26 protein-coding genes are annotated in these 25,162 nt (G+C 70.4%); 5 read left to right on the forward strand and 21 right to left on the reverse strand.

Features of this window, described 5'->3' with window-relative positions; translation table 11 throughout:
- Nucleotides 1–30: 30 nt before the first annotated feature.
- The 12 genes from SRB17_RS14350 to SRB17_RS14405 form a co-directional block, all read right to left on the reverse strand.
- Nucleotides 31–1,266: a tyrosine-type recombinase/integrase gene (locus tag SRB17_RS14350; protein WP_153538617.1), complete on the reverse strand. Its 1,236-nt coding sequence runs from the start codon at nt 1,264–1,266 to the stop codon at nt 31–33.
- Nucleotides 1,266–1,466, reverse strand: a complete 201-nt coding sequence (locus SRB17_RS14355; RefSeq protein WP_153538619.1) for a helix-turn-helix transcriptional regulator — start codon at nt 1,464–1,466, stop codon at nt 1,266–1,268. The genes SRB17_RS14350 and SRB17_RS14355 overlap by 1 nt, the downstream gene beginning before the upstream one ends.
- Before the next feature lie 2 nt (nt 1,467–1,468).
- Complete coding sequence (gene repSA, locus SRB17_RS14360; RefSeq protein WP_323375509.1) at nt 1,469–2,857, reverse strand: replication initiator protein RepSA; 1,389 nt, start codon at nt 2,855–2,857, stop codon at nt 1,469–1,471.
- Nucleotides 2,854–3,096, reverse strand: a complete 243-nt coding sequence (locus tag SRB17_RS14365) for a hypothetical protein (RefSeq protein ID WP_153538621.1) — start codon at nt 3,094–3,096, stop codon at nt 2,854–2,856. The genes repSA and SRB17_RS14365 overlap by 4 nt, the downstream gene beginning before the upstream one ends.
- Complete coding sequence (locus tag SRB17_RS14370; protein ID WP_153538623.1) at nt 3,093–3,296, reverse strand: hypothetical protein; 204 nt, start codon at nt 3,294–3,296, stop codon at nt 3,093–3,095. The genes SRB17_RS14365 and SRB17_RS14370 overlap by 4 nt, the downstream gene beginning before the upstream one ends.
- 89 nt (nt 3,297–3,385) lie before the next feature.
- Entirely contained in the window at nt 3,386–3,703 is a 318-nt protein-coding gene (locus tag SRB17_RS14375) for a SpdD-like protein (protein WP_153538625.1), read from the reverse strand.
- Nucleotides 3,704–3,727: 24 nt separating this feature from the next.
- Complete coding sequence (locus tag SRB17_RS14380; protein ID WP_086728272.1) at nt 3,728–3,883, reverse strand: hypothetical protein; 156 nt, start codon at nt 3,881–3,883, stop codon at nt 3,728–3,730.
- A gap of 12 nt (nt 3,884–3,895) precedes the next feature.
- Nucleotides 3,896–4,087, reverse strand: coding sequence for a mobile element transfer protein (locus tag SRB17_RS14385; RefSeq protein WP_153538627.1), 192 nt, complete (start codon nt 4,085–4,087; stop codon nt 3,896–3,898).
- A gap of 15 nt (nt 4,088–4,102) precedes the next feature.
- Nucleotides 4,103–4,765, reverse strand: a complete 663-nt coding sequence (locus tag SRB17_RS14390; protein WP_323375510.1) for a DUF2637 domain-containing protein — start codon at nt 4,763–4,765, stop codon at nt 4,103–4,105.
- Nucleotides 4,766–4,767: 2 nt separating this feature from the next.
- Nucleotides 4,768–4,974 carry a hypothetical protein gene (locus SRB17_RS14395; RefSeq protein ID WP_153538629.1) on the reverse strand — a complete coding sequence of 69 codons (207 nt, stop codon included), beginning with the start codon at nt 4,972–4,974 and terminating at the stop codon, nt 4,768–4,770.
- Between the two features lie 82 nt (nt 4,975–5,056).
- On the reverse strand, nt 5,057–6,412 hold the full coding sequence (locus SRB17_RS14400) for an FtsK/SpoIIIE domain-containing protein (protein ID WP_153538631.1): 1,356 nt from the start codon (nt 6,410–6,412) through the stop codon (nt 5,057–5,059).
- Nucleotides 6,413–6,415: 3 nt separating this feature from the next.
- Nucleotides 6,416–6,772, reverse strand: coding sequence for a hypothetical protein (locus tag SRB17_RS14405; RefSeq protein ID WP_153538633.1), 357 nt, complete (start codon nt 6,770–6,772; stop codon nt 6,416–6,418).
- Between the two features lie 152 nt (nt 6,773–6,924).
- On the opposite strand from SRB17_RS14405, the gene SRB17_RS14410 reads away from it, so the two are divergent.
- The 5 genes from SRB17_RS14410 to SRB17_RS14430 all read left to right on the forward strand — a co-directional run bounded on the left by SRB17_RS14410 (nt 6,925) and on the right by SRB17_RS14430 (nt 12,333).
- On the forward strand, nt 6,925–7,296 hold the full coding sequence (locus SRB17_RS14410; RefSeq protein WP_153538636.1) for a winged helix-turn-helix domain-containing protein: 372 nt from the start codon (nt 6,925–6,927) through the stop codon (nt 7,294–7,296).
- 234 nt (nt 7,297–7,530) lie between these two features.
- Nucleotides 7,531–8,745 carry a helix-turn-helix domain-containing protein gene (locus SRB17_RS14415; protein WP_153538638.1) on the forward strand — a complete coding sequence of 405 codons (1,215 nt, stop codon included), beginning with the start codon at nt 7,531–7,533 and terminating at the stop codon, nt 8,743–8,745.
- 19 nt (nt 8,746–8,764) lie between these two features.
- Entirely contained in the window at nt 8,765–9,253 is a 489-nt protein-coding gene (locus SRB17_RS14420; protein WP_153538640.1) for an NUDIX domain-containing protein, read from the forward strand.
- A 469-nt stretch (nt 9,254–9,722) separates the two neighbouring features.
- Nucleotides 9,723–11,285 (forward strand): beta-propeller fold lactonase family protein, encoded by a 1,563-nt coding sequence (locus tag SRB17_RS14425; RefSeq protein WP_153538642.1) that lies wholly within the window; start codon nt 9,723–9,725, stop codon nt 11,283–11,285.
- Nucleotides 11,286–11,772: 487 nt separating this feature from the next.
- The gene (locus tag SRB17_RS14430) at nt 11,773–12,333 is read left to right on the forward strand and encodes a DUF3710 domain-containing protein (protein ID WP_153538644.1); all 561 of its coding nucleotides are present in this window, start codon (nt 11,773–11,775) and stop codon (nt 12,331–12,333) included.
- A 140-nt stretch (nt 12,334–12,473) separates the two neighbouring features.
- On the opposite strand, the gene moeZ is transcribed toward SRB17_RS14430, so the two are convergent.
- The 9 genes from moeZ to SRB17_RS14475 form a co-directional block, all read right to left on the reverse strand.
- Nucleotides 12,474–13,652, reverse strand: a complete 1,179-nt coding sequence (gene moeZ, locus SRB17_RS14435; protein WP_323375512.1) for an adenylyltransferase/sulfurtransferase MoeZ — start codon at nt 13,650–13,652, stop codon at nt 12,474–12,476.
- A gap of 63 nt (nt 13,653–13,715) precedes the next feature.
- Nucleotides 13,716–14,465 carry a spherulation-specific family 4 protein gene (locus tag SRB17_RS14440; RefSeq protein ID WP_153538646.1) on the reverse strand — a complete coding sequence of 250 codons (750 nt, stop codon included), beginning with the start codon at nt 14,463–14,465 and terminating at the stop codon, nt 13,716–13,718.
- The gene (locus tag SRB17_RS14445) at nt 14,453–15,412 is read right to left on the reverse strand and encodes an NAD-dependent epimerase/dehydratase family protein (protein WP_153538649.1); all 960 of its coding nucleotides are present in this window, start codon (nt 15,410–15,412) and stop codon (nt 14,453–14,455) included. The genes SRB17_RS14440 and SRB17_RS14445 overlap by 13 nt, the downstream gene beginning before the upstream one ends.
- A gap of 409 nt (nt 15,413–15,821) precedes the next feature.
- A complete protein-coding gene (locus tag SRB17_RS14450) occupies nt 15,822–17,186 on the reverse strand; it encodes a hypothetical protein (RefSeq protein ID WP_228396071.1) in 1,365 nt (454 codons plus the stop codon).
- A 674-nt stretch (nt 17,187–17,860) separates the two neighbouring features.
- Entirely contained in the window at nt 17,861–19,561 is a 1,701-nt protein-coding gene (locus tag SRB17_RS14455) for a DUF3492 domain-containing protein (protein WP_323375514.1), read from the reverse strand.
- Between the two features lie 201 nt (nt 19,562–19,762).
- Nucleotides 19,763–21,355 carry a dipeptide ABC transporter ATP-binding protein gene (locus tag SRB17_RS14460; RefSeq protein ID WP_153538653.1) on the reverse strand — a complete coding sequence of 531 codons (1,593 nt, stop codon included), beginning with the start codon at nt 21,353–21,355 and terminating at the stop codon, nt 19,763–19,765.
- Nucleotides 21,352–22,350, reverse strand: a complete 999-nt coding sequence (locus SRB17_RS14465; protein ID WP_153538655.1) for an ABC transporter permease — start codon at nt 22,348–22,350, stop codon at nt 21,352–21,354. Before SRB17_RS14465 ends, SRB17_RS14460 begins: the two co-directional genes overlap by 4 nt.
- Nucleotides 22,347–23,426 carry an ABC transporter permease gene (locus SRB17_RS14470; RefSeq protein ID WP_323375516.1) on the reverse strand — a complete coding sequence of 360 codons (1,080 nt, stop codon included), beginning with the start codon at nt 23,424–23,426 and terminating at the stop codon, nt 22,347–22,349. Before SRB17_RS14470 ends, SRB17_RS14465 begins: the two co-directional genes overlap by 4 nt.
- Nucleotides 23,427–23,431: 5 nt before the next feature.
- Nucleotides 23,432–25,150 carry an ABC transporter substrate-binding protein gene (locus tag SRB17_RS14475; protein ID WP_153538657.1) on the reverse strand — a complete coding sequence of 573 codons (1,719 nt, stop codon included), beginning with the start codon at nt 25,148–25,150 and terminating at the stop codon, nt 23,432–23,434.
- Nucleotides 25,151–25,162: the final 12 nt, after the last annotated feature.

A 25,162-nucleotide genomic window follows, 5' to 3' on the forward strand; every position in this document is an offset into this window, starting at 1 on the left:
TATGGCGTGACCTGTGCGTTTCCTGCATACTCACCCCTCCTGGGCCGTCGTGGGGCCGTCATCGGTCTCCGGGCCGTCCGCGAAGGCACGGTTCACTGCCTCGCGGGTCCGCTTCTCGCTGCTGGGCATCAGGTGCGTGTACGTGCGCAGCGTGAAGCCCGGATCGTGGTGTCCCAGGTACTGGGACAGAGCCTTGATGCTCTCGCCCGCGTCGAGCAGAACGGACGCGTAGAAGTGCCTCAGGGCGTGCATGCCGCTCTCCCGGCCGCGAGGGATGCCCGCCGCGTCAAGAGCCGGGCGCCAGGCTCCGCGATTGAAGTGGTTGCGGTCCACTGGTCGACCCTGGCCGCCATGGAAGAGCACCGAGACGGTGACCGGCGCGCCGTCGACCGCCCGCCATGGCAGCGTCACGGCGGCGGGCGGGTGCCGGCTGATGTGCTCCTCCAACGACCGAGCGACGCTTTCCGGCAGCGGCACTGTGCGTGTCCTGCCTCCCTTGGGCAAGGCGAACACCGGGCGATTGCGGATGCGCTTGACCTGGCGGACCACGTGAACCACTCCCTCGATGAAGTCCACGTCATCGACCGCCAGACCAAGCACCTCCCCCTGACGCAGGCCGCATCCGCCCGCCAGATCCACCATGGCCCGGTGCTGCTCCGGCAGAGCTGAGCGAACGGCGAGCACGCTCTCACGGGACCATGGAACGGTCCGGCGTGGGTCGAGTTTCGGCGCACGCACGGACGACGAACGGCAAGGGTTCTCAGGGATCAGGCGGTCATCCACAGCCGCCGTCAGCATGGTCGAGAGATTCGCGAAGATCACTCGCTGATAGGCGGGCGCCACTCCCCCGTCCTGCAGCTTCCGCAGCCACTCGCGTATGTGCGTCGGCCGGAGCGAGCCCAGCGTGCGACTGCCTAGGTACGGCAAGACGTGCAGGCGGATGCGCAGCTCGGTGCCGACGAAGGTACCGGGGTCCATGGTCAGCGAGGCCAGCCATCGTTCGGCATGCTGTCGAACGGTGAGGCGACCAGCCTGCGGGTCGATGTACTGCCCGCGCGCCATGTCCGTCTCTATCTGCGAGAGCCACTGCTCAGCCAGCCGCTTCTGACGGTCGGGGAAGCTCTTGGACTTCTCGGTGCCGTCCGGCCCGATGTAGCGGGCGCGATAGCGCAGGCCGACGCCATAGCGCTCGGTCTTGACCCTGCACGGCTTGCCGTCCGGTCCGGTCTCGGTCCTGTACCAGCGGTCTTGGATATGTCCGGCCATCAGGCAGCAGCCTCCCTGAGCTGGGAGTCAACCCAGGCCCGTACGTCTTCTGGGTCGAAGCGGAGATGCCGGCCGACCCGGAAGCCGCGAGGACCGGTGCGCTTGCGGCGCCACTGGTAAACCGTCTCGACGCTGGGTAGCTCGAACATCTCGACCAAGTCTTCGGGGGTCAGGAAGCGGTTCGGCAGTGCTGTCACCATGGTCAGCGCCCCCTTTCGTCGGCAAGTTGGTCGCGTAGGGCTTCGCGGGCGGTTTCGCGGTTGAGCTGCAGATCCCGTGCGATGGACGCGGCGAGGGCGGATTCGCCGGGGGTGTGGCCGTGTCCGGCGTACTGCCAGTCGGCCAGGACGAGGACGGTGTCCGGCTCGACGTCGTTGAGGCCGAGGGCCTCGCGCTCCTGGGCGGCGCGGTAGTCGGCGCGGGCCTGGCGGAGGGCGCCGAGGGTGGTGGAGTAGCGGCGGGACTTGGAGGAGAAGTGGCCGCGGAAGCCGAGCATGTGAGCCCAGGCCCACAGCCGCCGGTCCGGGTAGAGCAGGTCGAGGTCGCGGCAGGCGGTGATCAGGCGGCGGGCGTGGTCGGGTACGCAGTGCCGGTCGAGTTCGGACAGTTCGCCGATGCGCCGGTCGAGGGTGCCGGTGTTCTCTGCGGCTTTGGTGGCGTATTTGGCGACGTAGGAGGCGACGGCCTGTTCGGTCAGGTCGGAGCCGTCGCCGAAGGCCTTCACGGGCCGCACGTCGAGCTGCTTGCCCCAGCGGAAGGTACGGGCAGGCTGGTCACCGGAGGCCGGGACGCTGACGCTGGTGTAGGAGTGCGCGGCGGCGGCGCGGATTGCGTCGGTGAGCAGGCCGGTGCTGGCCCAGGACGGCGGCGGCGAGTCGGGCCCGTCCGGTCCGTCGAGGCGGATCACGGCATGGAAGTGGATCGCGCCCCGCTTCTGGAACTCCGCGACCTTGCCGTACGACACCCGGCAGGCGTCGGCAAGCTCACGCTGTGTCAGCCCGGCACGCTTGGCGATCTCACGGCGCAGCCGGTTGGCGAAGCGCACCCACAGCTCGCCCGCGTGGTTGTTGAAGAGCACGGCGCCCGCGTAGTCGTACGAGGCCGCGTCGAGCGCGGTGCCCAGGGCGGAGTCATCCTCGGAGTGGCGTGTGCCGCAGCGGCAGGCGCCGCGGTCGGGCCGGTTGTGGACCGGGCCGAACGAGGGCGCGGTGAGGGTGGCGAACACGCGGGGGTGGTCGCGGACGGTGGCCGGGATGTCCTTGTCATTGTCCCCGGCCAGGCCTGCGCGGATCAGGTGGTAGGTGTCGCCCGCGTAGGTCCAGGCGCAGGCGGGGCAGCGGGAGGCACGGCGGTTGCCGCAGGCGACACGGAGGCGCCCGCCCGGCTCCGTCTCGGTGGAGTAGTGGTGCAGGGTCTCGCCGGTCGTCTTGTCCTTGTGCAGGACCCAGCCGCTCAGGTGGATCGGGTTGGCGCAGCCGCCGGTGCGGCGGATCTGGTCCTGCCAGCGGTCGAACCCCGGCGACCCGGCCACCCTGAGGAGGTCTCCCAGGGTGATCGGGTCCAGGCCCGCGAAGGTTGCGGGGTTGGTCACGCGGCTCCCTCCTGCTCGTCGGCGGTGATCTGGTCGAGGACGCGGGCGGCTTCGTCGGCGGCGCGCGCCAGGGTGCGCAGCGCTTCGGCGGTGCCGGCGCGGGCGAGGAAGGCGACGTCGATGCCGTCGCCGCCGATGCGGAGGCTCACGAAGGCCTCGTCGTCGTTGGTGCTGGGGAAGACGTTCACGCGGCTGGTGGTGTCCGGCTCGATGTGAGCGGAGGCGGTGAGGGTCTTCACGCGGCCACCCCCGATGCCGTGGCGCGCAGGCCACGCTGGGGCGTGGTGCCGGTGCCGTGGCAGGCCGGGCAGTGCGCGGTGATGGTGCGCAGGTGGCCGCGGGCGTCGCGACCGCCGAGGGTGATGGCCACGGCGGCGAAGCCGTCGCAGTTGGGGCAGATCCGCGCGATGCGGGTTGTGGCCGAGGTGGGGCCAGTCATGATGGAGGTTCCTTCCGGATCGTTGGGTTCGGTAGGGACGGCGCCCGGGCGGCGGAGACTTGGCGGTTTCAGGGCCGCCCGGGGGCCGGTCAGCGTCGCCGGGTCTGGGAGGCGAGCAGCGAGCGCAGGACCACGGTGCACACGGCGACCGAGGCGGCGGTGATGGCGACCGCCAGGAGCATGGAGACCAGGACGGCGCCGACGACCAGGACCACGGCGGTGCTGGCGCCGACCAGGGCGAGCGTGGTGCCGGGCGTGAGCTGGACCGTGGGGCGGGTCGGCGCCGGGGCCACGGCAGCGGGCGGCGGGGTCTGGGCGCTGGGGACGACCGTGGTCGTCTCGACGACGGCGGGCGGGGTCACACGGCCGGTCGGGGTCGGCATGGTGGGGATCTTCGGGCGAAGCATCGGTGAACTCCCTTCAGGATTGGGCTACTTGACGAAGGCGTTGATGGCGGGGGCCAGGACGCTATCCGCGAGGAGGAAGCCGCCGAGCAGCAGGACGGCGATGAGCCAGGCGGGCGGGCGGATGAGCTTTACGCCGAGGTAGCCGACGACGAGCAGCGCGAGCCAGAGCGGAACCTGCATGGCAGTGATCTCCTAGCGGACCTTGCAGCGGTGGGTGCGGGCGGCGAGCTGGGCGGCGGACTGGGTGGTGTAATCGGAGGACCAGCCGCAGCCGTCGGAGGTGCACACGGCGGCGTGCTTGCTCTGGCCGTGCCGGTCGCGATGGGTGCCGATCTGCACCGGGCCGATCTGCATCACGGAGTGGAAGAAGTCGCGGGCGGGCATGGGTTTGCCTCCTTGTCAGGCGAGTTGGGCGGCGATCGCGTCGGCGAGGTGGGGCGGGACGCCGAGGCGGGCGCGCAGGGTGTCGGTGTCGATCGGCTGGCCGGTCCGGGTCTCGTGGTCGGCGGCGACCTTGCGGGCGTGGTCGACCAGCGCGGCCGGGACCGCCACGGCCGGGGCGGGCGCCGGGTCGGCGGCGGGCAGGGCCGGGGCCGTCTCCGGCTCCAGGGCGGGAGCCGGTTCGGTCTCGGGCTCGGGTTGGGGGTCAGGGTCGGGCGCGGGTGCCGGCGGAACCGGCACCCGGTCCCCGGCCGGGTGGGGTGCGGGCGAGTGGGCGAGGAGGGTGCCGCCGAGGAAGGCGAGGGCGGGCCATCCGGCGACGCCGAGGCGGAGCAGGGCGGGCGGATCGGCCAGGTCGAGGAATCCTGCGGTGGCGATGTTGGCGCCGAGGGAGGCGACCAGGGCGACGAGGAACCAGCACCAGGCCAGCCGGGACGGCCCGTCCGAGCGAAGGCGCCTCCAGGCGGCGACCAGGAGCAGGTCAACCGAGATGGGGTAGGCCCAGGCCTTCCAGCCGGACTGTCCGGCCGCGGCGGCGAGGTCGTGCAGGTGGGCGAAGGACAGGGCTCCGGCGATGACGGCCTGGACGAGGACGGCGTCCGGGCGGATCGAGCGGGCCACGGTCACCACCCCTCGCCGGGGTACTCCGGGCCCTCGCTCGGGTCATAGCCGGGCGGGAAGGTGCCGGGCGGCGGCTCGGGCAGCGAAGCCGCCAGACACGGACCCACGGCGTCGACGAAGTCCTGATCCGCGCCGATGGTGTCGGCGTAGAGGGCGAGTTGGCCGAGCATCACCACGGTGCGGGCGAAGTCCTCGCAGTTGGGGCACATGGCGGGTGATCTCCTTGCGTTGGGCATGGCTCGGGTAGGGACCTGGCGCGAAGCGGTCGCGCCGACCATCAAGCGGGAGAGGTCAGGCCGTGGCCGGGATGGACTCCACGGCCGGGGCATCGGCCGGAGCCGGGACGCCGAGGACGGGCCGGAAGGGGGCCAGCGCGGCGAGATCCGGGGTCAGGTCGGCGTGCCGGTTGCAGGTGTTGACGGCCTGCCGCAGGGACGTGTGCGGAGCCCGGATGCGAGCCCAACCGCCGGTGGAGTCCCCGGCGATGGCGAGGCCGGGCATGTCGGTGGAGATCTGGATCGCGGCCAGCACGGCATCCGGGGCGATGTCGCCGAAGGCCATGTTCGCCGACGATTCGTCATTGACACGGTGCGCGGTCCGGCCGGTGAGCTGGGCGCGGAGCATGGTGATGCCCTTGCCGAGTTCGGAGCCGAAGCGCTGCCCGCACACCTCCAGGTAGATGCCGGCGGCACGGCCGAGCTGGGCCAGCCGGGCGAGCGCGGTAATGATGCGGTCCCGGCGCTTCTCCTCCTCCTTGGTGGCGAACAGGGCGAGTTCGGCGACCTCGTCGACCAGGACCACGACCGGCACCGGCCGCAGGTGGTCGGGCAGGTCCCAGATGTCGGCGGCGATCTCCGCATCCGGCACGTCAGCGGTGATCCGCTGCTCGGCACGGATGAGCTGGTAGACGTCCCCCATGTGGGACACCAGCGCCTCCAGCAGTTCGGCGGCCGTGTCGGGGTTGTCGGCCAGCGCGGAGAACCGACGAGCCAGCGGGAACAGCTCCACACCCTGCTTGCAGTCGATCCCGACCAGGGCGACGTTCTGTGAGGCCAGCGCGGCCACCAGGTTGCGCTGATAGACGGACTTGCCCGACTCCGTAGCACCCAGCGTCAGGGCGTGCGGGACGGCCCGGTAGTCGCGGTAGTGCACGGAGCCGTCCTCGCGCAGGGCAACCGGGACCCGCATCGGACGGGTATCGGTCTTGGCGGGCATCTGCACCCGCTTGAGCACGTCATAGCCGGTCATCCGCACCTCGACGACGCCTGAGCGCAGCTCGCGGGAGGTGACCCCGTACAGGGCGAACGAGTGCCGCAGCCGGTCACACGAGGCAGCGACATCGAAGGCGTCCTGACCAGGCCGGAGCTTCAACCGAAGAACGAGGCCCGTCCGGGTCGGCCGTATCCGCAGGATGCGCGGGGCGCGGGGTCCGGGCATCGGCCGGTTCGCCGCACGGGCCAGGGCCAGGCGCCAGCGGGAGGGCGGGACGGTCAGCCCGCAGGCGTCCATGACGGAGGCGTAGCGGACCAGGACCCGCAGCGTCGCCAGAGTGACACCGAAGGTCATCCAGTACCAGGCGGGGCGCCGCCACCGCAGGAGACCCGCAGCGGCGACGACCAGCACCACAGCGACGATCAGCCACGTCATGGCTCAGGCCGCCTTCGCCTTCGCAGCCGTCTCGACCAGCGAGGTCACGGCGACCGCGCGGAAGGCGATGCCGTGCCGCTTCTGGCCGTTGAACTCGTTCTCCCACGGCCGGGCGATCAGGCCCGTGAGCGCGACCGGCGTGCCCATGGCCAGCTCACCGGAGATACCCGGCTCGGGAACGGTAATGGACAGGATCTCGACCTCGTCGTTCGCCGCGAACATCACGTCGACCGTCATCAGCTTCGCGCCCGTCTCGGCGTCGGTGGCGATCTCGCCGGTCCGGCGGTCCTTGACCTTGGGCTGCGGGGTCTTGGCGACCATCACGGTCGCGGCGGTGGTGTCGACGGGGATCTGACGCATGAGTGCACTCCTAGAGTCGATGAACTTGACGTACTTGGTACGTCATCTGCCTTCGAGGTTGCACCTGTCCTACTTGGTGTGTCAAGTGGCTTGGTCTCGACTGCCGTCCGCGAGATGTGCTGCACTAGGTACGACAACCACGGAGAGGGGCTATGGCCGACTTCACCGCCGGACGGGCCGCGTACTTGCAGATCGCCGACGAGTTCAAGCGCAAGATCCGAGACGGGGAGCTTGCGCCGGGTGACAAGCTGCCCTCAGAGGCAAGGTTGATGACGGAGCACGGTGTGTCCCGCACTGTGGCCCGGCAGGCGATCTCTCGACTGCGTGAGGACGGCTACGTGATTTCTCACCAGGGCAAGGGCAGCTTTGCCGCACTCCCGGGTGAGGGTCCCTCAGCGAAGCGAAGCCCGGAGTTCGAGCAGATCACCGAGTACCTCTCGGAGGTTCGCCGGGACGTGCGCCGTCTCGCTGAACGGATGGACGAGCTTGAGGAGTTGGTCCGGCATCAGGTCCGAGCGCAGTGACCAACGCGTCCGCGCGGCGTGCCAGTTCCGCCACCTCGTCACCAAGCTCCCTTATCTGTTTGATCAGTTCCAGCCGTTCTACCGGGGTCAGTGCCATGACGGCCCCCTCGTTGCACTCTCGGTGTGACAGCTCCTCGGGTTGTCAGCAACGCTAGGACCGGTCCGGCTCACCACCCCGGAAAATCTCTCCGGGGCCGCGCGAAGAGGCAGGGGGACGCTCTTCCCATGCGAGGAATGACGACGAACCTGACGATCGGTGAGCGAGTTGCCTGGTACCGCCGCCGACGTGGCATCTCCCAGGAAGTCTTGGCCGGTCTCGTCGGCCGTACGGTCGACTGGCTGAGCAAGGCCGAGAACAACCGGATCGAGCTCGACAGACTGTCGGTCATCAAGTCCCTGGCCGACGCGTTGGACGTGAGCCTTGGCGATTTGCTCGCCGAGCCGACCCTCATGGAGTGGACGGCGGACAGCGGGACGCGGACGGTGCCGGCGCTTCGCTCGGCGCTGATGAACTACCGGCAGCTCACCCCGCTCCTGGGGGTGACCACCGAGGGCGAGGCAACACCCCTCGACGACCTGAAGAACAGCGTGGCCGAAGTCTGGGACGCCTACCAGGATTCCCGGTACGGGTTCGCGACCCGGCGTCTTCCCCTCGTCCTGGCCGACGCGCTCATCACAGCCCAAGCCCACGGAGGCCGGGACCGCGAGCGAGCTCACGAGCTGATGGCGATGACCTACCAGGGCGCCGCCATGGTGCTGACCAAGGTCGGCGAAACCGACCTCGCGTGGATCGCTGCCGATCGCGGATTGGCTGCAGCCCAGCAGTCCGACAACATGGCCGTGACCGGATCGCTCTTCCGCTCCGTGGCTCACTGCCTCCTCTCCAACGGCCGATTCGATGCCGCCGTGCAGCTCGTCGGCGACGCGGCCGACTACCTTCGCCCAGCGCTCAGAGACGCCGATGCGGAGTTCCTGTCGATCTACGGGACGCTCTTCCTCGCGGGATCGATCGCTGCCGCACGTGCCGACGACCGAGCCACTACCAGCACATTCCTCGCCGAGGCAGACCAAGCAGCGCAGCGGCTTGGACGAGACGCCAACCACATGTGGACGGCGTTCGGGCCCACCAACGTCGCCATTCACCGAGTCGCCGCGGCGGCCGAACTGGGAGACATGCAGGTGGCCATGGACCTTGGCCCGCAGATCGACACCAACGGCCTGCCCACCGAGCGCCGGACGCGGCACAACCTCGAAGTGGCCCGAGCACTCAGCGCGCACAACCGGACGGACGACGCCCTGTCGATGATCCTCGAAGCCGAGCAGTGGGCACCGGAACAGGTCCGCAGCCACTACCTCGCCCGTGAGCTTGTGCTCACCTGGGTCCGGAACCAGCGTGGCCGACCCAGCCGGACCCTCGCGGAGCTCGCCGACCGGCTGCACGTCGTCTGAGGTAGGTAGGCTCGACTGCATGGCAGCGAGTGAGCACGAAGCGAAGATGGCGCATCCGCGCATGGCTGCGGGTGCGCTCTTCTTTGATGCCGGCGGGCGGGTCCTCATGGTGGAACCCACCTACAAGGAGTACTGGGACATCCCAGGCGGCTACGTCGAGGTGGGGGAATCGCCGCTCCAGGCCGCTGTGCGGGAGGTGAGGGAGGAGCTTGGGATCACTCCTCCGCTAGTGCGCTTGCTGGCCGTCGACTGGGCACCGAACGATGCCGAGGGCGACAAGGTGCTGTATCTGTTCGATGGCGGTCAGCTAACGCCGGAAGCATTGGCAGGGGTGACCCTGCAGGCCGACGAGCTGAAGAGCTTCGAATTCCTGTCTCCCAACGAGATCGCCGAGCGGACGATTCCGCGCTTGGCTCGACGGATCCTTGCCGCCATTGAGGCCCGATCGTCAGGGGCTGCACCGATCTACCTCGAACACGGGCAACAGCCCGACAGTGTTGCCGCCTAGCGGCACGGGAGCCGTCCCTTGATCGCTGTGCGGTGGGAATTTCCCTACATCATCAAGGCCCGCGCACGGCGCGGGCGCGCGCCGCCTCGACGGCGCGGCCTGCCTCTGTCTTCGCCCGGCTGGCCGCGCCAGGCGGCGCGCTGCGTGCATGCGGGCGGAGGTAGGAAAACCCTCTGTGGCTGAGGCCGGTCGGCTCCACGGCTTTAGGCAGCCACTTTGGCGCGAGCCTCGAAGATCATGGCCCCAACGTCGTGCTTTACCGGGCAGGTCCACAGACTGCCCGACGCGCCGGAAGCTTACGGGGCCATGATCACTCGCGCCAAAGCAGCTCCAGCCCAAAGCCGTTCCACCGACCTCTCGGGTCCGCACCGGTGACGCACCTCAAAGTACCTTCTAATCAGATGAATTGGCAGAAACGTGTCATAGCAGCATAAAAACTCCACCATCACTAGGCTCGCCCTCGATCACAGTGAGTGATCTGCAGTCTGTCGACGGCAATACAGGCATTGCTAGCGACGGCCGCTCTAATCGCGAGGCGGAGGTGCCGGTGCTCAGACGCAAGAGCAAGCAAGGTGGGTCCTACTACGGTTCAGGGCCCGAGAAGGGTCAGCATGGGCGGCGGCCGTGGTCATGGGCATGGCTGCGAGCCTGCATGGCGGGGCTGGCCATGCTGACGGGATTGGCTTTGCCGGTCCTGGCTTCGTCCTCGGCCTGGGCCGCGCCAGGCCCGAACGCCTACGTCGCCAACTTTGCTTCGAACACTGTTTCGGTGATCGACACGGCCAGCAACACAGTCGTGGGCAGCCCCGTCCCCGTCGGCACGAACCCGGCCGGCGTGGCGATCACTCCGGACGGCAGGCACGCCTACGTCACCAACCAGACCTCGAACGATGTATCGGTGATCGACACGGCCAGCAACACCGTCGTAGGCAGCCCCATCCCCGTCGGCACGAACCCGTTCGGTATTGCGATCACTCCGGACGGCAGGCACGCCTACGTCACCAACTTTGGTTCGAACCAAGTGTCGGTGATCGACACAGCCAGCAACACAGTCGTGGACACCATCCCCGTCGGCACCTTCCCGCTTGGTATTGCGATCACCCCGGACGGCAGGCATGCCTACGTCACCAACAGGGTCTCGGGCGATGTTTCGGTGATCGATACGGCCAGCAACACCGTCGTGGGCAGCCCCATCCCCGTCGGCGTCGGCCCGCTCGGTATTGCGATCACTCCGGACGGCAGGCACGCCTACGTTGCCAACACAGACTCGAACACTGTTTCGGTGATCGATACGGCCAGCAACACGGTCGTGGACACCATCCCCGTCGGTGGCGGCCCGCAGTTTATTGCGATCACTCCGGACGGCAGCCACGCTTATGTCACTGACGGGGGTTCGAACACTGTTTCGGTTATCGATACAGCCAGCAACACCGTTGTGGGCAGCCCTATCCCCGTAGGAAGCGACCCGTACGGTGTGGCGATCGCCCCGGACGGCAGGCACGCCTACGTCGCCAACCAGACCTCGAACACTGTTTCGGTTATCGATACAGCCAGCAACACAGTCGTGGGCAGCCCCATCCCCGTCGGAACCCTCCCGGCCGGTATTGCGATCACCCCGGTCAGGCAGCCCTCCTTGACCATCACCAAGCACCACACGGGCAACTTCCACGTAGGAAGGCTGGGCACCTACACAATCACCGTCGGCAACAACGGATCTGCGCCCACCAACGGCACCACGGTCACTGTCCACGACACGCTTCCGCGAGGACTCACCGCCGTCAGCATCACCGGCTCCGGATGGAACTGCACCCGCTCGACCCTGACCTGCACCCGCAGCAACGCCCTCCCCGCCGGGAGCAGCTACCCGCCCATCTCACTGACCGTCCGAGCCTTGGGCTTCGCCCCCTCCCAGGTCACCAACACCGTCACGGTCACCGGCGGCGGCGACACCGCCACACACACCACCACTGACGTCACCACCATCACGCGCGACCCGGCATCGACTCAGGGCTACGGGGATGACGATTCCTGACCGAACCTTGCCGGCAGAGCCAGCGGACCGAATTCCTGATGCGGGTGGCCACTGCCAGTGCAGTACAGCAACGAGGTACAGCAACCCCAGCAACCGACTATGACCAACGGCACTCTGACGGACCGAATGGCGTCCGCTATGACCCCCGTTGACCGACCTCTGTAGAGCTACGGATCAGAAGGTTGCACCAGGGAGAGACGGTCTGGCTCTGTGCCAGGCCGTCTCAGTTTCCGTCTCATTCAGCCTCGTTCACGGCCGTTCAGCCGCGGCCCCAGGTCGTCTCCCCGGTAACGGCCAACCGACCATGAACGCAGGTGAACGGCCCTGCACATGGCCCCGCGAGTCACCAACAGACTTGGAAAGCGTGTGGGACGACGGCAGACGGGACGGCAGACAGGGCGAGGTGCGGCATCCGCCCGCAAGTCGGCTGACCGCTGCGTTGTGAGATCCGTTGCCTGCTGGCAGTAGCGACCGACATTATGCGGTCATGGAGACGGGTGGGGAATCTACCGGCGGCCAGCGGCACGGGCCATGGGACATAAGTGACGTTCCGGGTTGGCGCAATGAGATCGGCAGGCTTGATCTCGGTTCTCTCATAGTCTCGCCAGCCAAAGGCATGGAGGTCCGTCTCGAAGTGGCGGATAACCAAGCCGTCGCAGCGACCTTCGTGCAAGACGGAAGCCAGATTCAGCTGCAGGCATTCGCAAGCACGGTTGCAAATCTCTGGGACGATGTACGGAGAGAGATCAAGGAAGGCCTGCTGCGGTGGGCAAGCCGGGAAGCCGTGGAAGAAATCGGGAGCCTAGGGCCCGAGCTGATCGTGCCCCGCGCTGGTGACGGGGAAGCGCTCAGTTTCGTCGGGAGCGACGGCCCAGGCTGGTTCCTCAGGGGAGTCTTCAGCGGCCTCGCCGTGACCCCGGGCCCAGCCCGAGACAAGTTCGAGAACGTGTTCCGCAGCACCATCGTCGTGCGAGGCGATCGGGTGCTACCTGAGCGCGCACCACTGGTACTGCGCCTTCCGCTGGACGCCCAGATCCGGCGCCGATGACAGCTGTCGTGTCGCAGGCCGGGCCGCCTCCGGGCCGTACGAAGCCGGCCAACGCCGACCAACAACGACAGAAGCCCACGGCATCTGAACTGGTCAGAGCCGTGGGCTTCCTCTGTTGCGCTGGTCAGCGGAAGGGGTGATCAGTAGACCGGCTTGTGCGGTTCGATCTGGTTGACCCAGCCGATGACGCCGCCGCCGACATGGACGGCGTCGGCGAAGCCCGCGGACTTCAGGACGGCGAGGACTTCCGCACTGCGGACACCCGTCTTGCAGTGCAGGACGATCTTCTTGTCCTGCGGGAGGCCCTCCAGGGCGGTGCCCATGAGGAACTCGTTCTTCGGGATCAGCCTGGCGCCCGGGATGGAGACGATCTCGTACTCGTTCGGCTCACGGACGTCGATGATCTCGATGTTCTCGCCGTCGTCGATCCACTCCTTGAGCTGCTTCGGAGTGATCGTGGAGTCGGCGGCCGCCGCCTGGGCCTCCTCGGACACGACGCCGCAGAAGGCCTCGTAGTCGATGAGCTCGGTGACGGTCGGGTTCTCGCCGCAGACCGCGCAGTTCGGGTCCTTGCGGACCTTGACCTGGCGGTACGTCATCTCCAGGGCGTCGTAGATCATCAGGCGGCCGACGAGCGGCTCGCCGATGCCCGCGAGGAGCTTGATGGCCTCGTTGACCTGGATGGAGCCGATGGACGCGCAGAGCACGCCCAGGACGCCGCCCTCGGCGCAGGAGGGGACCATGCCGGGCGGCGGGGGCTCCGGGTAGAGGCAGCGGTAGCAGGGGCCGTGCTCGGACCAGAAGACGGAGGCCTGGCCATCGAAGCGGTAGATCGAACCCCACACGTACGGCTTGTTCAGCAGCACGCACGCGTCGTTGACCAGGTAACGGGTCGCAAAGTTGTCGGTGCCGTCGATGATCAGGTCGTACTGGCTGAACAGGTCCATCACGTTGTCGGCCTCGAGCCGCTCCTCGTGCAGGACCACGTTCACGTACGGGTTGATGCCCTTGACGGTGTCGCGGGCGGACTCGGCCTTGGAGCGGCCGATGTCGGACTGGCTGTGGATGATCTGGCGCTGCAGGTTCGACTCGTCGACCTCGTCGAACTCCACGATGCCGAGGGTGCCCACGCCCGCGGCGGCCAGGTACATCAGCGCCGGCGAGCCCAGTCCGCCGGCGCCCACACAGAGCACCTTGGCGTTCTTCAGCCGCTTCTGCCCGTCCATGCCCACGTCGGGGATGATCAGGTGGCGGGAGTACCTGCGGACCTCGTCTACGGTGAGCTCAGAGGCTGGCTCAACCAGGGGTGGCAGCGACACGGGGACTCCGTTGGTCGGTCAATCACTACAGTTGTTCTCCCCGTAACACTGCCACGGCCTTCTTCATTCCGAGACACCTGTTCCGATACGCGAGACGATTTCGTCCCAGTAGCCGGGCATGGTCTCCCAGGGGTCGGTGCGGCCGCCGCGGTCAGTGCGGTCGGTGAAGTAGATCGTCGCCGCGCCCTGCCAGCGGGCGATGCGCAGTGCCTCCTCCAGGTGGCCGCGGGGCACGCCGTGCACGAAGTGGCAGAAGCGGTCGGCCGGGTAGTCGGCGGTCCACTCGGCGACCTGCGACCAGCGGTAGTCGGACCAGGAGCCGGAGAAGGTCACCAGTTGATCGGCGTTCTCCGCGTAGCCGGGGTGCGGATGGCTGCCGTGACCGAGGACGATGTGGGCAGAGTCACTGATCGTCCGCAGGGTGGTGACCGTCCGGCGGACCTCGGGGAGCGCGCTGCGGTCGGTGGGGCAGCGGGCCAGCAGGAAGCCGTCGGCCCGGTACCAGTCGAGGTAGCGATGGGCGTCGGAGAGCAGGTCGGCGAGGGCGCGGGCGCCGTGGGTGAGGTCCAGGTGGCCGAGGACACGGACCCCCGCGGCCCGCAGCCGGCCCGCGGCCTCCAGGCAGTGCGGGTCCGGGCGGGCGCCGGGGCCGGCGGCCACGTTGAGAACCACCCAGTCCAGTGGGGTGCCCGGGCGGGCGAGTTCGGCCCACTGGGCGGGGGCGACGAGCGGGTGGGCGTAGCCGGGGACGCCGAGGGCGGTGCGCAGCCCGGTGCTCGCGGAGCCTGCTGTGGTGCTGGTCAGATGCGGCATGCCGCCTCCATCCAGATGTCGGCCAGGGATTCTTCGAGGTTGATGCGGGGCCGCCAGCCGAGCCGGTCGCGCGCGGTACGCACATCGGCCTGCTGCCAGCTGCCACAGCCGTCCGGGTACGGGTACGCCACCGGGGCCCCGTGCTCGGAGTCGGCGCGGGGGTGGCCGATGGCGCTGCGCAGCGGGCCGGGAGGGGCGTCGAGTTCGTGCAGGGCACCGCCGTATCCGGCCACGCGCGCGAGGACGGCGGCGGCGTCGCGGAGGCGGACGGCGCGGCCGGAGCCGATGTTGATCACGCCCTGCGCGGCGGAGAGCGAGGCGGCGTGCACGGCGCGGGCGACGTCGCGTACGTCGACGAAGTCGCGCTGCACACCGAGGCCGCCCAGCTTGAGCTCACCGTCGCCGGACTGCATCGCGCGCCGCATGGCCTCGGCGAGCCGGCCCAGCGGGGAGCCGGCCGGGGTGCCGGGGCCGGCCGGGGAGAACACCCGCAGTACGACGGCGTCCAGTCCGGAGCCGAGGACCAGTTCGGTCGCGGCGAGCTTGCTCACGCCGTACGGGCCGCCGGGGCGTGGTACGGCGTCCTCGGCGGTGGAGGAGCCGGGCTGGCTCGGCCCGTACTCGGCGCTGCACCCGATCTGCACCAGACGGGCCCCGCAGCCGCTGCGGCGCAAGGCCTCGCAGACGGTGGCGACGGCCACGGTGTTGTGCCGGGTCAGTTCGCGGGCGCCGCCGCGGATGGCGCCGGCGCAGTTGATGACGACCCCGGGGTGCACCGCGTCCAGGAAACGGGTGAGTGCGCCGGGACTGCCGGTGGCGAGGTCGAAGCGGACGTCGGCATCGTCGCCGCGGCCGAGCGCGGTGAGCTGGACGGCCGGGTCGGCGAGCAGGCGGTCGGCGACGAAGCGGCCGATGTATCCGTTGGCTCCGATCAGCAGGACCCTCATCGGGCGGCTCCCCGGGTGTGGGCGCCGACGTGACCGGCGGAGCCGATGTGACTCGCGGCGCTGGCGGTGTTCATGTAACTGGCGGTGTTCATGTGACTGTCGGCGCAGATGGGACTGGCGGGGCCGACGGGCGCCTTGGGCCGGGAGCCGGCATGGGATCGGGCGGGTGCCGTGGGCCAGGAAGGTGCGGTGGGTCCGCCCGCGCTCGCATGGCCGGCGGATCCGGTGGTTCCCCGGACTCCGGCTCCGGCGGTCCCGGCTTGTGCATCCGCGGCTGCGACTGCTGCGGACTCGCCGGAGGTTCCGGGCGCTCCGGACGCTCCGGGTCGGGAGGTGGTCATCTGGTGTTCTCCTTCAAAAGGGGTGGTGCGGTCGCCTCCGGCGGCGGTTCGGGCCGGCGGCGGACGATTCACTCGGGGGCTGCCGTGGGCGCGTGCGCCGAGGCCTGGGTGAGGGTGCGGCCGGCGTGGAACAGCAGGGCCAGTGCGGCCGTACCGCAGGCGAGTACCGGTACGGCGGCCTCGCCCCAGGCCTCCACGAGGGTCCGTACGGGGGCCGTCAGGACGGCACAGCCCGGCAGCCTTCCGGCCAGGGGCAGGACCAGGGCCGCCGCCTCCGTGACCGCCGCGGCACCGAGCACCACGGCCGGGGCGTGCCGGTGGCCGTGCACCGTGAGCAGGCGGGCGAGCAGCAGCAGGGCGCCCAGGGCGAGGGTCTGTGGGTAGGCCAGGGGTTCGTGCAGGACGGTTCCGCACAGCAGGAGCAGGGCGGTGAGCGTGCCCAGGAACAGGACGAAAGTGCCGAACAGCAAAGGTTTGGCGGCGGCTTTGAAGTCCTCCAGACCCCGGCTGCCGGCGAGCCTGCGGCGAGCGCCCGCGCCGAGCAGGTGGGCGCACCAGGCCGCCGGGGCACAGGCCACGGTCAGGGCCAGGGTGGGCGCGACGGCCGTGGGCCAGGGGCCGTCCGGGGCACCGGTGGGCGGAGCATCGGGGCCACCGGTCAGGACGGCGTGGAGGAGGCCGTCGCCGAGGAGGGCGTAACCGAGCAGCCAAAGGGTCCACGCACGCGTGCCGTGGGCCATGTGCCACGCTCGCGTGCCGGGCAGACCGGCGAGGGGGCCTCGGCGCAGTGCGGCACGCGTGGAGAGGGCGACGGCGAGGATGCCGACGGCGGCGGTCAGGAGACGGGGATGGCCGTGGGTGAGGCGGAGTCCGGCCGCGGTGGCCGCGCCGAGGGCGCCGGGCAGGAGGGTGAGCAGGATCCAGTCCGCGCGCACGCGGGGTACGGGCAGGGGCTCGGAGTCCGGGCCCTGCTCGCCCGCTCGCGGCACGCGCGCGTACAGCTCCTCGGCGAGCGAGAAGACGTCCCGGTGGCGGAAGCGGGCGGCGGTCCGGTCGGTGACTCCGTGTGTCTCCAGCCCGGCGGCGATCTCCAACGGGTCCACGGCCCGCTCGCACAGCTCACGGTGCCGGTGCAGCAGGGCTTTCACCGGGTCGGCGGCGCCACGCCGGGGCGCGGCGGCGCGTCGCGTGCTCGACTCCCCGTTGCCGGACCGGGAGTTGTCCGGCGCCTCCTCGGCGACGGCGCCCGCGGCGAGCGTTCCGGGACGACCCGGCCCCCCGCCCGGCTCGGCGCCACCGGCGGAGCCCGACTCACCGGGCACGGAGGCGAACGGCGCCGACAAGGCCTCGCCGGACAGATCCCCCTCACCGCCCCGCTCAGCCTCGAACCACTCCTCCGACCGCGAGTCCCAGGGCTCGGCAGCACTGGGCATCCCGGGCCGGTCCAGGCGGTCCAGCCCACTCACCCCCCGACCGCCGTCGCCGGCATCCCCCGGCACAACAGCCGAACCCGAGCCCTCCGCCCCGTCCGCCGCACTGGTGCCCCGCGGGCCAAGGTCTCCCGGCGCCTCCGGCACCCCGGCAGCCGAACCCGCGGCCCCCAGACCACCCGGCACCCCAGTGCCCCATGGGCCGAGATCTCCCAGCACCTCCGGCACCCCGGCAGCCGAATCCGCGTCACCCAGCCCACCCGGCACCACAGTGCCCCGCGGGCCAAGGTCTCCCGGCGCCTCCGGCACCCCGGCAGCCGAACCCGAGCCCTCCGCCTCCGCAGACACCCCAATGCCACGCGTGCCCAACCCGTCCAGCACCTCCGGCACCCCGGCAGCCGAACCCGCGGCCCCCAGACCACCCGGCACCCCAGGGCCCCATCGGCCGAGATCTCCCAGCACCTCCGGCACCCCGGCAGCCGAACCCGAGCCCTCCGCCTCCGCAGACACCCCAATGCCACGCGTGCCCAACCCGTCCAGCACCTCCGGCACCCCGGCAGCCGAATCCGCGTCACCCAGCCCACCCGGCACCCCGGCGTCGCGCAGGCCGAGGGGGCGTGGCGCGCCTCGTTCGGTCGGGTCGTTCAGCGCTCGCGTGAGGTCGTCCTGTGGGTCCATCACGCCCCCTCTGCGGCGGCCAGTCGTGTTGCGCGTACCGGTGGGGCCGTGGCCCAGCCGGGGGCGGTCCGGGGCAGGACGCGGGCCGTGGGGCCGGTCCAGCGGCCGGGGACGTGGGACTCGGCCGGCGTGGCGAACGGCAGGGGTTCGCCGGTCTCGTCGAGGACGACCCGGCGGACCGGGCAGTGCGAGACGATCTGCAGGTAAATGCCGTGAAATGCCGCGATGTTCTGCTCGACGGTGAACAGTTCGAGCGCGCGGGCGCGCGCGGCGGCGCCGAGGCGCTCACGGCGCTCTGGATCGCGCAGCAGCGCCACGCACGCCTCGGCGAGCGCCCGCGGATTGCGCGGGGGCACGACGAGTCCCGTGCCCCCGATGACCTCCACCACAGCGCCGACGTCGGTGGACACCGTGGCCCGGCCGCAGAACATGGCCTCGATCAGGCCGATCGGAAAGCCCTCGACGACGCTGGACAACACGACGACCGCTCCGGCCGCGTACGTCTCGGGCAGCGTGGGCGCGTCCGGGCCGCCGATCTCCTCGAAGGAGACGGGATTGGAACCCACCGCGTGCACGCCCTCGGCCTCGTCCGGGAAGAGCTGTGCGGCGAGCGCCCGGCAGTGACCGAGGTAGGCCTCGCCCTCGGCTCCGGACGGTGAGCCGACGATCCTGAGGCGCGCCGTGGGCTCCTCCTTGCGGACCTCGGCGAAGGCGTGCAGCAGCGAGATCAGGTCCTTGGCGGGTTCGACCCGCCCGACCCAGACCAGGGTGCCCGGGTCGGCGCGGTCCGGGGCCTCGCCGACCTCCGCGAAGCGGGTGGCGTCCATGCCCGGGTAGACCGTGCGGATCCGGGCCCGGTCGGCGCCGCACCGTTCCTGCCAGCGCCGGGCGTGGGCGTTGCCGGGCGTGAGGATCTCGGCGCGCCGGTAGACCTCGGCGGCGAGCCGGCCGTGGAAGGCGGCGAGCAGCGCGCGTACGGCGGGGGCGGCGGTGTCGGGGCCGAGGGCCAGGTAGTGCGAGCGGAGCTGCACGCCGTACTCGGTGACGAGCAGCGGCACGTCGCAGAAGTGCCGGGCGAGCAGTCCGGGGAGGGCCGCGGGGCCACCGGCGGTGGCGTGGCAGAGGTCGGCCGCGCCGAGGCCGTCGTCGTCGTACCAGTCGAGGGAGAGGGGGCGCAGGGCGCGTTCGAGATGTGCGGTGACGGTGAGCAGATCGGGTACGCGCGCCTCGCACGCCGTGCGCAGTGCGCCGGGGGCGCGGCAGGCGCGTTCGAGGGTGCGTACGGCTGCGTCCGAGCGCAGAGCGCCGACCAGGCCGCCCTCCTCACGGGCGAGTTCGGCGAGCCCGTACAGCGCGCTGCCGAAACGGTCCGCCATGTCGGTGGCCCCCTCCCCGGACGCCGGGTCGGCTCCGGCGCACACGGTCGCGACCAGTTCGCCGTAGCACTCGGTGAAGCGCCGGCGCGTGCGCCGTCCGTGGCTGAGCCCGTCGTCCTCGGCCGTCCACAGCGGCGCCGTACGCACCCGGCCGACCTGTGGCGGGAGCGCGACCCAGCCGTCGTCCTCCTGGTGGCGGCTGCGGCTGAGCGCGTAGATGTCGAACTCGTGCTGGTCGAGCCCGCGCACGAGCCGGTCGCACCAGAGTCCGGCGTCACCGCTCACATACGGGTAGCCGCCCTCCGTAAGCAGTCCGATGCGCACGTGTGCACCCCCGATCTCCCGTCCGGTGAGCCGCCGATCCCCCGGCGGCTCGCAGCGGGACGAACGTAAGGGGACAAGGCGGTGGCGCGACGGACGGTTGTCCATCGCGCCACCAAAAGGGGTGAACGGTCGTAACTTTCGCGTGCGGGTCGCGTTCGGCCGCGCTAGGGCCTCGCACGGCGATCAGCCGTGCACGAAACGTTACGCCACGGCAGGTTCGCGGCGCGCCGCGCGACGCCGCGCCGCCAGCTCCGGGTCGAGCGCCGGTACGGCCGCCAGGAGCTGCTCCGTGTACGGCTCGCGCGGGCTGTCGTACACCTCGTCGGCGGGCCCGTACTCCACGACCCGGCCCCGGCGCATCACCGCGACCCGGTCGCTGACCTGCCGTACGACGGCGAGGTCGTGCGCGATGAAGACCAGCGCGAGGCCGAGTTCCCGCTGGAGTTCGCCGAGCAGCTCGACTACCTGGGCCTGCGTGGTGACGTCGAGCGCGGAGACCGGCTCGTCGCACACGATGACCCGGGGGTCGGCGGCGAGCGCCCGGGCGATGCCGATGCGCTGCCGCTGGCCGCCGCTGAACTCGTGCGGGTAGCGGTCGTAGTGCGCCGCTTCGAGCCCCACGCGCTCCAGCAGTTCCGTCACGCGCCCCCGGATGCGCTCCTCGTCGCGGTCCCCACGCGCGCGTAGCGGGTCGGCGATGGACTCGCCCACGCTGCGACGCGGGTTGAGGGAGGAGACGGGATCCTGGAAGACCATCTGGACGGCCGGGTTCACGCCGGTGTGCGGGCGGCCCGCGTAGCGGATCGTGCCGGCGGTCGGCTCCAGCAGCCCGACCAGCATGCGGCCGAGCGTGGTCTTGCCGCTGCCGCTCTCGCCGACCACGCCGAGCGTCTCACCGCGCCGGACGGTCAGCGAGACGTCGTCCACGGCCGCGAACGCCCGCCTGCCGCGCCCGAACTCGCGCCGCACCCCGGTGGCCTCCAGCACGACCTCGTCGGAGGCCTGGGAGGCGGTGCGGCGGGTGTCCACGCGCGGGACGGCGTCGAGGAGTTCCCGGGTGTACGCCTCGGCGGGCGCCGCGAGGACGGTGCCGACCGGGCCGTGCTCGACGACCCTGCCGTGCCGCATGACGAGGATGTCGTCCACACTCTCCGCGGCGACGCCCACGTCGTGGGTGACGAGCAGCAGGCCCATGCCGGTCTCCTCGCGCAGCGTGTGCAGCAGGTCGAGGATCTGGGCCTGGACGGTGACGTCGAGGGCGGTGGTCGGCTCGTCGGCGATGAGCAGGTCAGGCTCGCAGGCGAGGGCCATGGCGATGAGGGCGCGCTGGCGCATGCCGCCGCTGAACTCGTGCGGGCGGGACCGGGACCGCCGTGCCGCGTCCGGAATTCCGACCCGCTCCAGCACCTCCACGGCACGCGCGCGTGCGCTACGGCGCGACACGCGCGTGTGCACGCGGTGGACCTCGGCGATCTGGTCGCCGATCGCGTAGTACGGGTCCAGCGAGGACAGCGGGTCCTGGAAGACCACGGCCGCCTTGGCGCCGCGCAGCCGCCGCAACTCCTCGTCCGAGGCCGCCTGTACGTCCGTGCCGGCGACGCGGACCGAGCCGGTGACCCGGGCTCCGGTACCGCGGTGCAGGCCCAGCAGGGCGCCCGCGACCGTGGACTTGCCGGAGCCGGACTCGCCGACCAGGGCCAGGGCGGCGCCCTTCCCCAGGCTGAAGGAGAGTCCGTCCACGGCCCGCAGCAAGCCGAACTCGACGGTCAGGTCCGTGACGTCCACCAGGCTCATTGGAGTACCACCCGTCGGTCGGCCACCGCGTACAGGACGTCCGCGACGGCGTTGGCAAGGACCACGAAGAAGCCGATGACCAGGACCATGCCGACGACGACCGGCAGATCGACGACGGTCACCGCGTGCACCAGCTCCTGACCGATGCCTGGCAGCCCGAAGAGGGTCTCGGTGAGGACGGCGCCGCCGACGGCCGAGCCGACGTTGTTCGCGTTCAGCGCGATCACGGGCGCCAGGGCGCCGCGCAGGGCGTGCCGCCCGACGATGGAGCGCTCCGCGACGCCGTACGCCCGGAAGGTCCGGATGTGGTCCTCGGCGAGGGTCTCCAGCATGGCGGCGCGGGTGAGACGGGCGAAGACCGCCGCCTCGATCAGGGCCAGCGAGAGCCAGGGCAGCAGCAGGTTCCAGGCCCACTGCTCGGGGTCGTCCGAGAAGTTCACGTACTGCGGGAAGGGCAGCAGCTGCAGTTCGCCACAGACGACGATCATCAGCACCAGGCCGATGACGAAGACGGGCGTGGCCGTGCCCGCGAGCGTGATCGCGGTGAGCACGCGCTCGGAGATGCGGCCACGCCGCCAGGCGGACAGCACACCGGTGCCGACGCCGAGGAGGAGCCACAGCACCATCGCGCCGAGGACGAGCGACAGGCTGACCGGCAGCTTGGTCAGGATGATGTCCAGGACCTGCTGATCGGTCTGGTACGACTGCCCCAGGCAGGGGGCGGCGCAGTGCTCGACCGCGGTGCCCGTGGAGTAGTCCTGGCCGGCGAAGAGCCCCTCCAGGAAGTGCCAGTAGCGCAGGTAGAGCGGGTCTGCGAGGTTCAGTTGCTCGGCGACCTGGTGCACCTGTGCCGGTGAGCAGCGCGGGCCGCAGGTGATCTGGGCGACGTTGCCGGGGGTGACGTAGAAGACGACGTAGACGATCACCGAGATGGCGAGCAGGGTGACCAGCACGCCCAGGACGCGGCGCAGCAGGAAGCCGCCGAAGCCGCTCATGCGATTGCCTCCTTGTCGCTCTTGTCGCTCTTGTCGCTCTTGGTGCTCTTGGTGCTCTTGGTGCTCTTGGTGCTCTTGACGTCCTTGTCGCTCTTGACGTCCTTGCGGCCGGTGCCCACGCGCAGGCGGGAGGCGGCGCGCGGGTCGAGGGCGGTGCGCACGCCGTCGCCGAGGACGGTCAGTGCGAGGACGGTGACGAACAGGGCACCGGCCGGCAGCAGCAGGTACTGCGGTGCGGCCTGGTACCAGACGTCCGCGGCGGTCAGCATCTGCCCCCAGGACGGCGTGGGCGGCTTCACGCCCACGCCGAGGAAGGACAGCGCCGCCTCGACGGAGATGTTCGTGGGCACCAGCAGCGCGGCATACGTGATGACGGGCGCCGCGAGGCCGGGCAGCAGTTCCCGGCGGGCGACCCGCCAACCGCCCCAGCCGCTCAGCCGGGCGGCGGCGACGTGGTCGAGCCCCTTCAGGGAGAGCGTCTGGGCGCGGACGATCTTCGCGATGTTGCCCCAGGCGATCAGACCGATGACCAGGGTGACCAGGACCGGCCGCGGGAAACTGGACGGCACGATGGCCAGCAGCGCCAACGACATGATCATCAGCGGCATCGAGACGATGATGTCCGTGGCCCGGCTCAACAGTTGATCAACCCATCGGTTGCCGAGCGCGGAGCCGACACCGACCGCGACTCCGATGGCGACCTGCACCACCGTGGCGGCGAGCGCGACGCCCAGCGACACCCGCGCGCCGTAGACCAGGCGGGCGAACAGATCGCGGCCGGTCTGCGGTTCGACGCCCAGCCAGTGGTCGGCGGTGATGCCGCCGAGGGAGCCGGTGGGCACGCCGCCGCGCGCTGAGTCGATCAGGGACGGGTGATAGGTGGTGGGGTCCTGGCCCTCCAGGGCCGTGAGCAGCGGCGCGGCGAGCGCGACCAGGACAAGCAGCGCGACGACGGCCGCGGCGACCAGGGCGGCGCGCTGCGCACGCAGCCGCCGCCAGAACTGACGGGCCCCCGAGGCCGCCGGGACGGACGCTGCCGTCCCGGCGGCCTCGACGGCGACGAGTGCCTCGCTCACGGCCGCTACTTCACCGCGACCTGGGAGATGTCCAGCACGCCGGTCCAGTCGCTGATGACGATGTTCTTGACGTCCTTGCCGTACAGACGCTTGTAGACGGGGTGGAACAGCGGCACGACGAGGGCCTTCTCGCCGATCTTCTGGTCCAGTGCACCCCACCGCTTGGCGGCCGCGTCAAGGTCGGTCAACTTGTTGATCGCGTCAATCTCGGCGTTGACCGACTTGTCGTCGAGCAGGCCCGTGTTGAAGTTGGCGCCGTCCTTGACGATCTGCCGGCCGTCGAAGATCGGTGCCAGGAAGGGACCGCCGGAGGGCCAGTCGGCACCCCAGTGCGCGAGGAAGAAGCCGGGCTCGGTCTTCACGCCGTGGATCTTGTCCCGGTAGTCGTTGTCCTCCAGGCCCTGCAGCTTGACCGTGATGCCGGCCTTCTTGAGCGCGTCCTGGATGGCGGTCGCGATCTCCGGGCTGGTCTCGAAGTCCTTGGCGTTGGAATGGGTCAGCGTCACCGTGAGCCCGTTCTTGTGACCGGCCTGGGCGAGCAGTTCCTTGGCCTTGGCCGGGTTGCCGGACGTGCCGGCCGGGAACGGGTCGTACGGCGTGTAGCCGAAGGACTTCTGGTCGGGCAGGAAGGTGGTGGCGGGCTCGGCGAGAGCGCTGCCGCCGGCCGCGTTGACCACCGAGGACCGGTCGATGGCGTAGGCGATCGCCTGCCGCACCTTCGGGTCGTCGAAGGGCTTCACGGTCGGGTTGAACGCGATGTAGTTCGTGTAGCCGAAGTGACCCGTGCCCACGCGCGCGGCCAGTTCCTTGTCGCCGCTCACCTTGGCGAGTTCGGCCGGGCCGAGGTTGGTGTCCGTGGTGACGGACGCGGCGTCCGCTCCCTGAGACGCGGACAGCCGCTGGTTGATCACGGAGGAGTCGAGCCCGGAGCGGACGTCGATCGTGTCCGGGTAGGCCTTGCGCTGGTCGTCGACGGCCGCCGACCAGTACGTGTTGCGCTGCAGGACGAGGTGCTCGCCGTCGTTCTCGTTCTTGACGACCCTGTAGGGGCCGGACGAGATCGGGCGCTCCTCGTACTTGGTGCCGTTGTCCTTGTTCTTGGGCACCGGGGTGAACTGCGTCTGCGTGGCGAGGAACGGGAACTCGCCCTCGGGCTTGTTCAGGTGGAAGACGATGGTCCGCGCGTCCGGCGTCTCGATCGCCGAGAGCCCCTTCTTGTCCTTGTAGGGCCCCTGGTAGTCGGCCGCGCCGACCAGCCAGTCCCTCAAGTAGGGCGCGCCACCCGAGAGTTCGGGGGCGAAGGAGCGCTCGATGCCGTACTTGATGTCGGCCGAGGTGATCGGGGTGCCGTCCTCGAACTTGAGGCCCTTCTTCAGGGTGTACGTCCACACGGTCGCGTTCTTGCTGGGGCGCCCGGTGTCGGTGGCGAGGTCGGGGACGACCTTGGCGCCGGCCGCGCCGTTCGCGCGGTTGCGGGTGGTGAGGGTGCGGAAGACCAGCGAAGGGACGTTTCCGCCGCCGGAGGTGTAGAGGCGGGCGGGGTCGAAGTCGGTCTGCGGCTGGGAGTTCAGCACCGTGAGGGTGCCGCCCTTGTGGGGCGTGGAGTCGCCACCGGAGCCCTTGGCATCGTTGTCCTTCGGACCGCAGGCGGCGGCGCCCGCTGCCACGACCAGGCCGACGGATGCCGCTGCCACGCGGCGCGCTATGACGGACGGTTGACGCATCGGAATGACGAC

Origin of the sequence: Streptomyces sp. RB17 (genome assembly GCF_009604455.1) — a bacterium.
Classification (GTDB): Bacteria; Actinomycetota; Actinomycetes; order Streptomycetales; family Streptomycetaceae; genus Streptomyces.

Bases quoted from the DNA above. Each gene is read 5' to 3' on its own strand.
- SRB17_RS14375 (WP_153538625.1), bottom strand. From the start codon at position 3,703: ATGCTTCGCCCGAAGATCCCCACCATGCCGACCCCGACCGGCCGTGTG.
- SRB17_RS14405 (WP_153538633.1), bottom strand. From the start codon at position 6,772: ATGCGTCAGATCCCCGTCGACACCACCGCCGCGACCGTGATGGTCGCC.
- SRB17_RS14355 (WP_153538619.1), bottom strand. From the start codon at position 1,466: ATGGTGACAGCACTGCCGAACCGCTTCCTGACCCCCGAAGACTTGGTC.
- SRB17_RS14385 (WP_153538627.1), bottom strand. From the start codon at position 4,087: ATGCCCGCCCGCGACTTCTTCCACTCCGTGATGCAGATCGGCCCGGTG.
- SRB17_RS14420 (WP_153538640.1), top strand. From the start codon at position 8,765: ATGGCAGCGAGTGAGCACGAAGCGAAGATGGCGCATCCGCGCATGGCT.
- SRB17_RS14400 (WP_153538631.1), bottom strand. From the start codon at position 6,412: ATGACGTGGCTGATCGTCGCTGTGGTGCTGGTCGTCGCCGCTGCGGGT.
- SRB17_RS14465 (WP_153538655.1), bottom strand. From the start codon at position 22,350: ATGAGCGGCTTCGGCGGCTTCCTGCTGCGCCGCGTCCTGGGCGTGCTG.
- SRB17_RS14415 (WP_153538638.1), top strand. From the start codon at position 7,531: ATGACGACGAACCTGACGATCGGTGAGCGAGTTGCCTGGTACCGCCGC.
- SRB17_RS14460 (WP_153538653.1), bottom strand. From the start codon at position 21,355: ATGAGCCTGGTGGACGTCACGGACCTGACCGTCGAGTTCGGCTTGCTG.
- SRB17_RS14380 (WP_086728272.1), bottom strand. From the start codon at position 3,883: ATGCAGGTTCCGCTCTGGCTCGCGCTGCTCGTCGTCGGCTACCTCGGC.
- SRB17_RS14395 (WP_153538629.1), bottom strand. From the start codon at position 4,974: ATGTGCCCCAACTGCGAGGACTTCGCCCGCACCGTGGTGATGCTCGGC.
- SRB17_RS14445 (WP_153538649.1), bottom strand. From the start codon at position 15,412: ATGAGGGTCCTGCTGATCGGAGCCAACGGATACATCGGCCGCTTCGTC.
- SRB17_RS14430 (WP_153538644.1), top strand. From the start codon at position 11,773: ATGGAGACGGGTGGGGAATCTACCGGCGGCCAGCGGCACGGGCCATGG.
- SRB17_RS14450 (WP_228396071.1), bottom strand. From the start codon at position 17,186: ATGCCCAGTGCTGCCGAGCCCTGGGACTCGCGGTCGGAGGAGTGGTTC.
- SRB17_RS14410 (WP_153538636.1), top strand. From the start codon at position 6,925: ATGGCCGACTTCACCGCCGGACGGGCCGCGTACTTGCAGATCGCCGAC.
- SRB17_RS14440 (WP_153538646.1), bottom strand. From the start codon at position 14,465: ATGCCGCATCTGACCAGCACCACAGCAGGCTCCGCGAGCACCGGGCTG.
- SRB17_RS14370 (WP_153538623.1), bottom strand. From the start codon at position 3,296: ATGACTGGCCCCACCTCGGCCACAACCCGCATCGCGCGGATCTGCCCC.
- SRB17_RS14350 (WP_153538617.1), bottom strand. From the start codon at position 1,266: ATGGCCGGACATATCCAAGACCGCTGGTACAGGACCGAGACCGGACCG.
- SRB17_RS14475 (WP_153538657.1), bottom strand. From the start codon at position 25,150: ATGCGTCAACCGTCCGTCATAGCGCGCCGCGTGGCAGCGGCATCCGTC.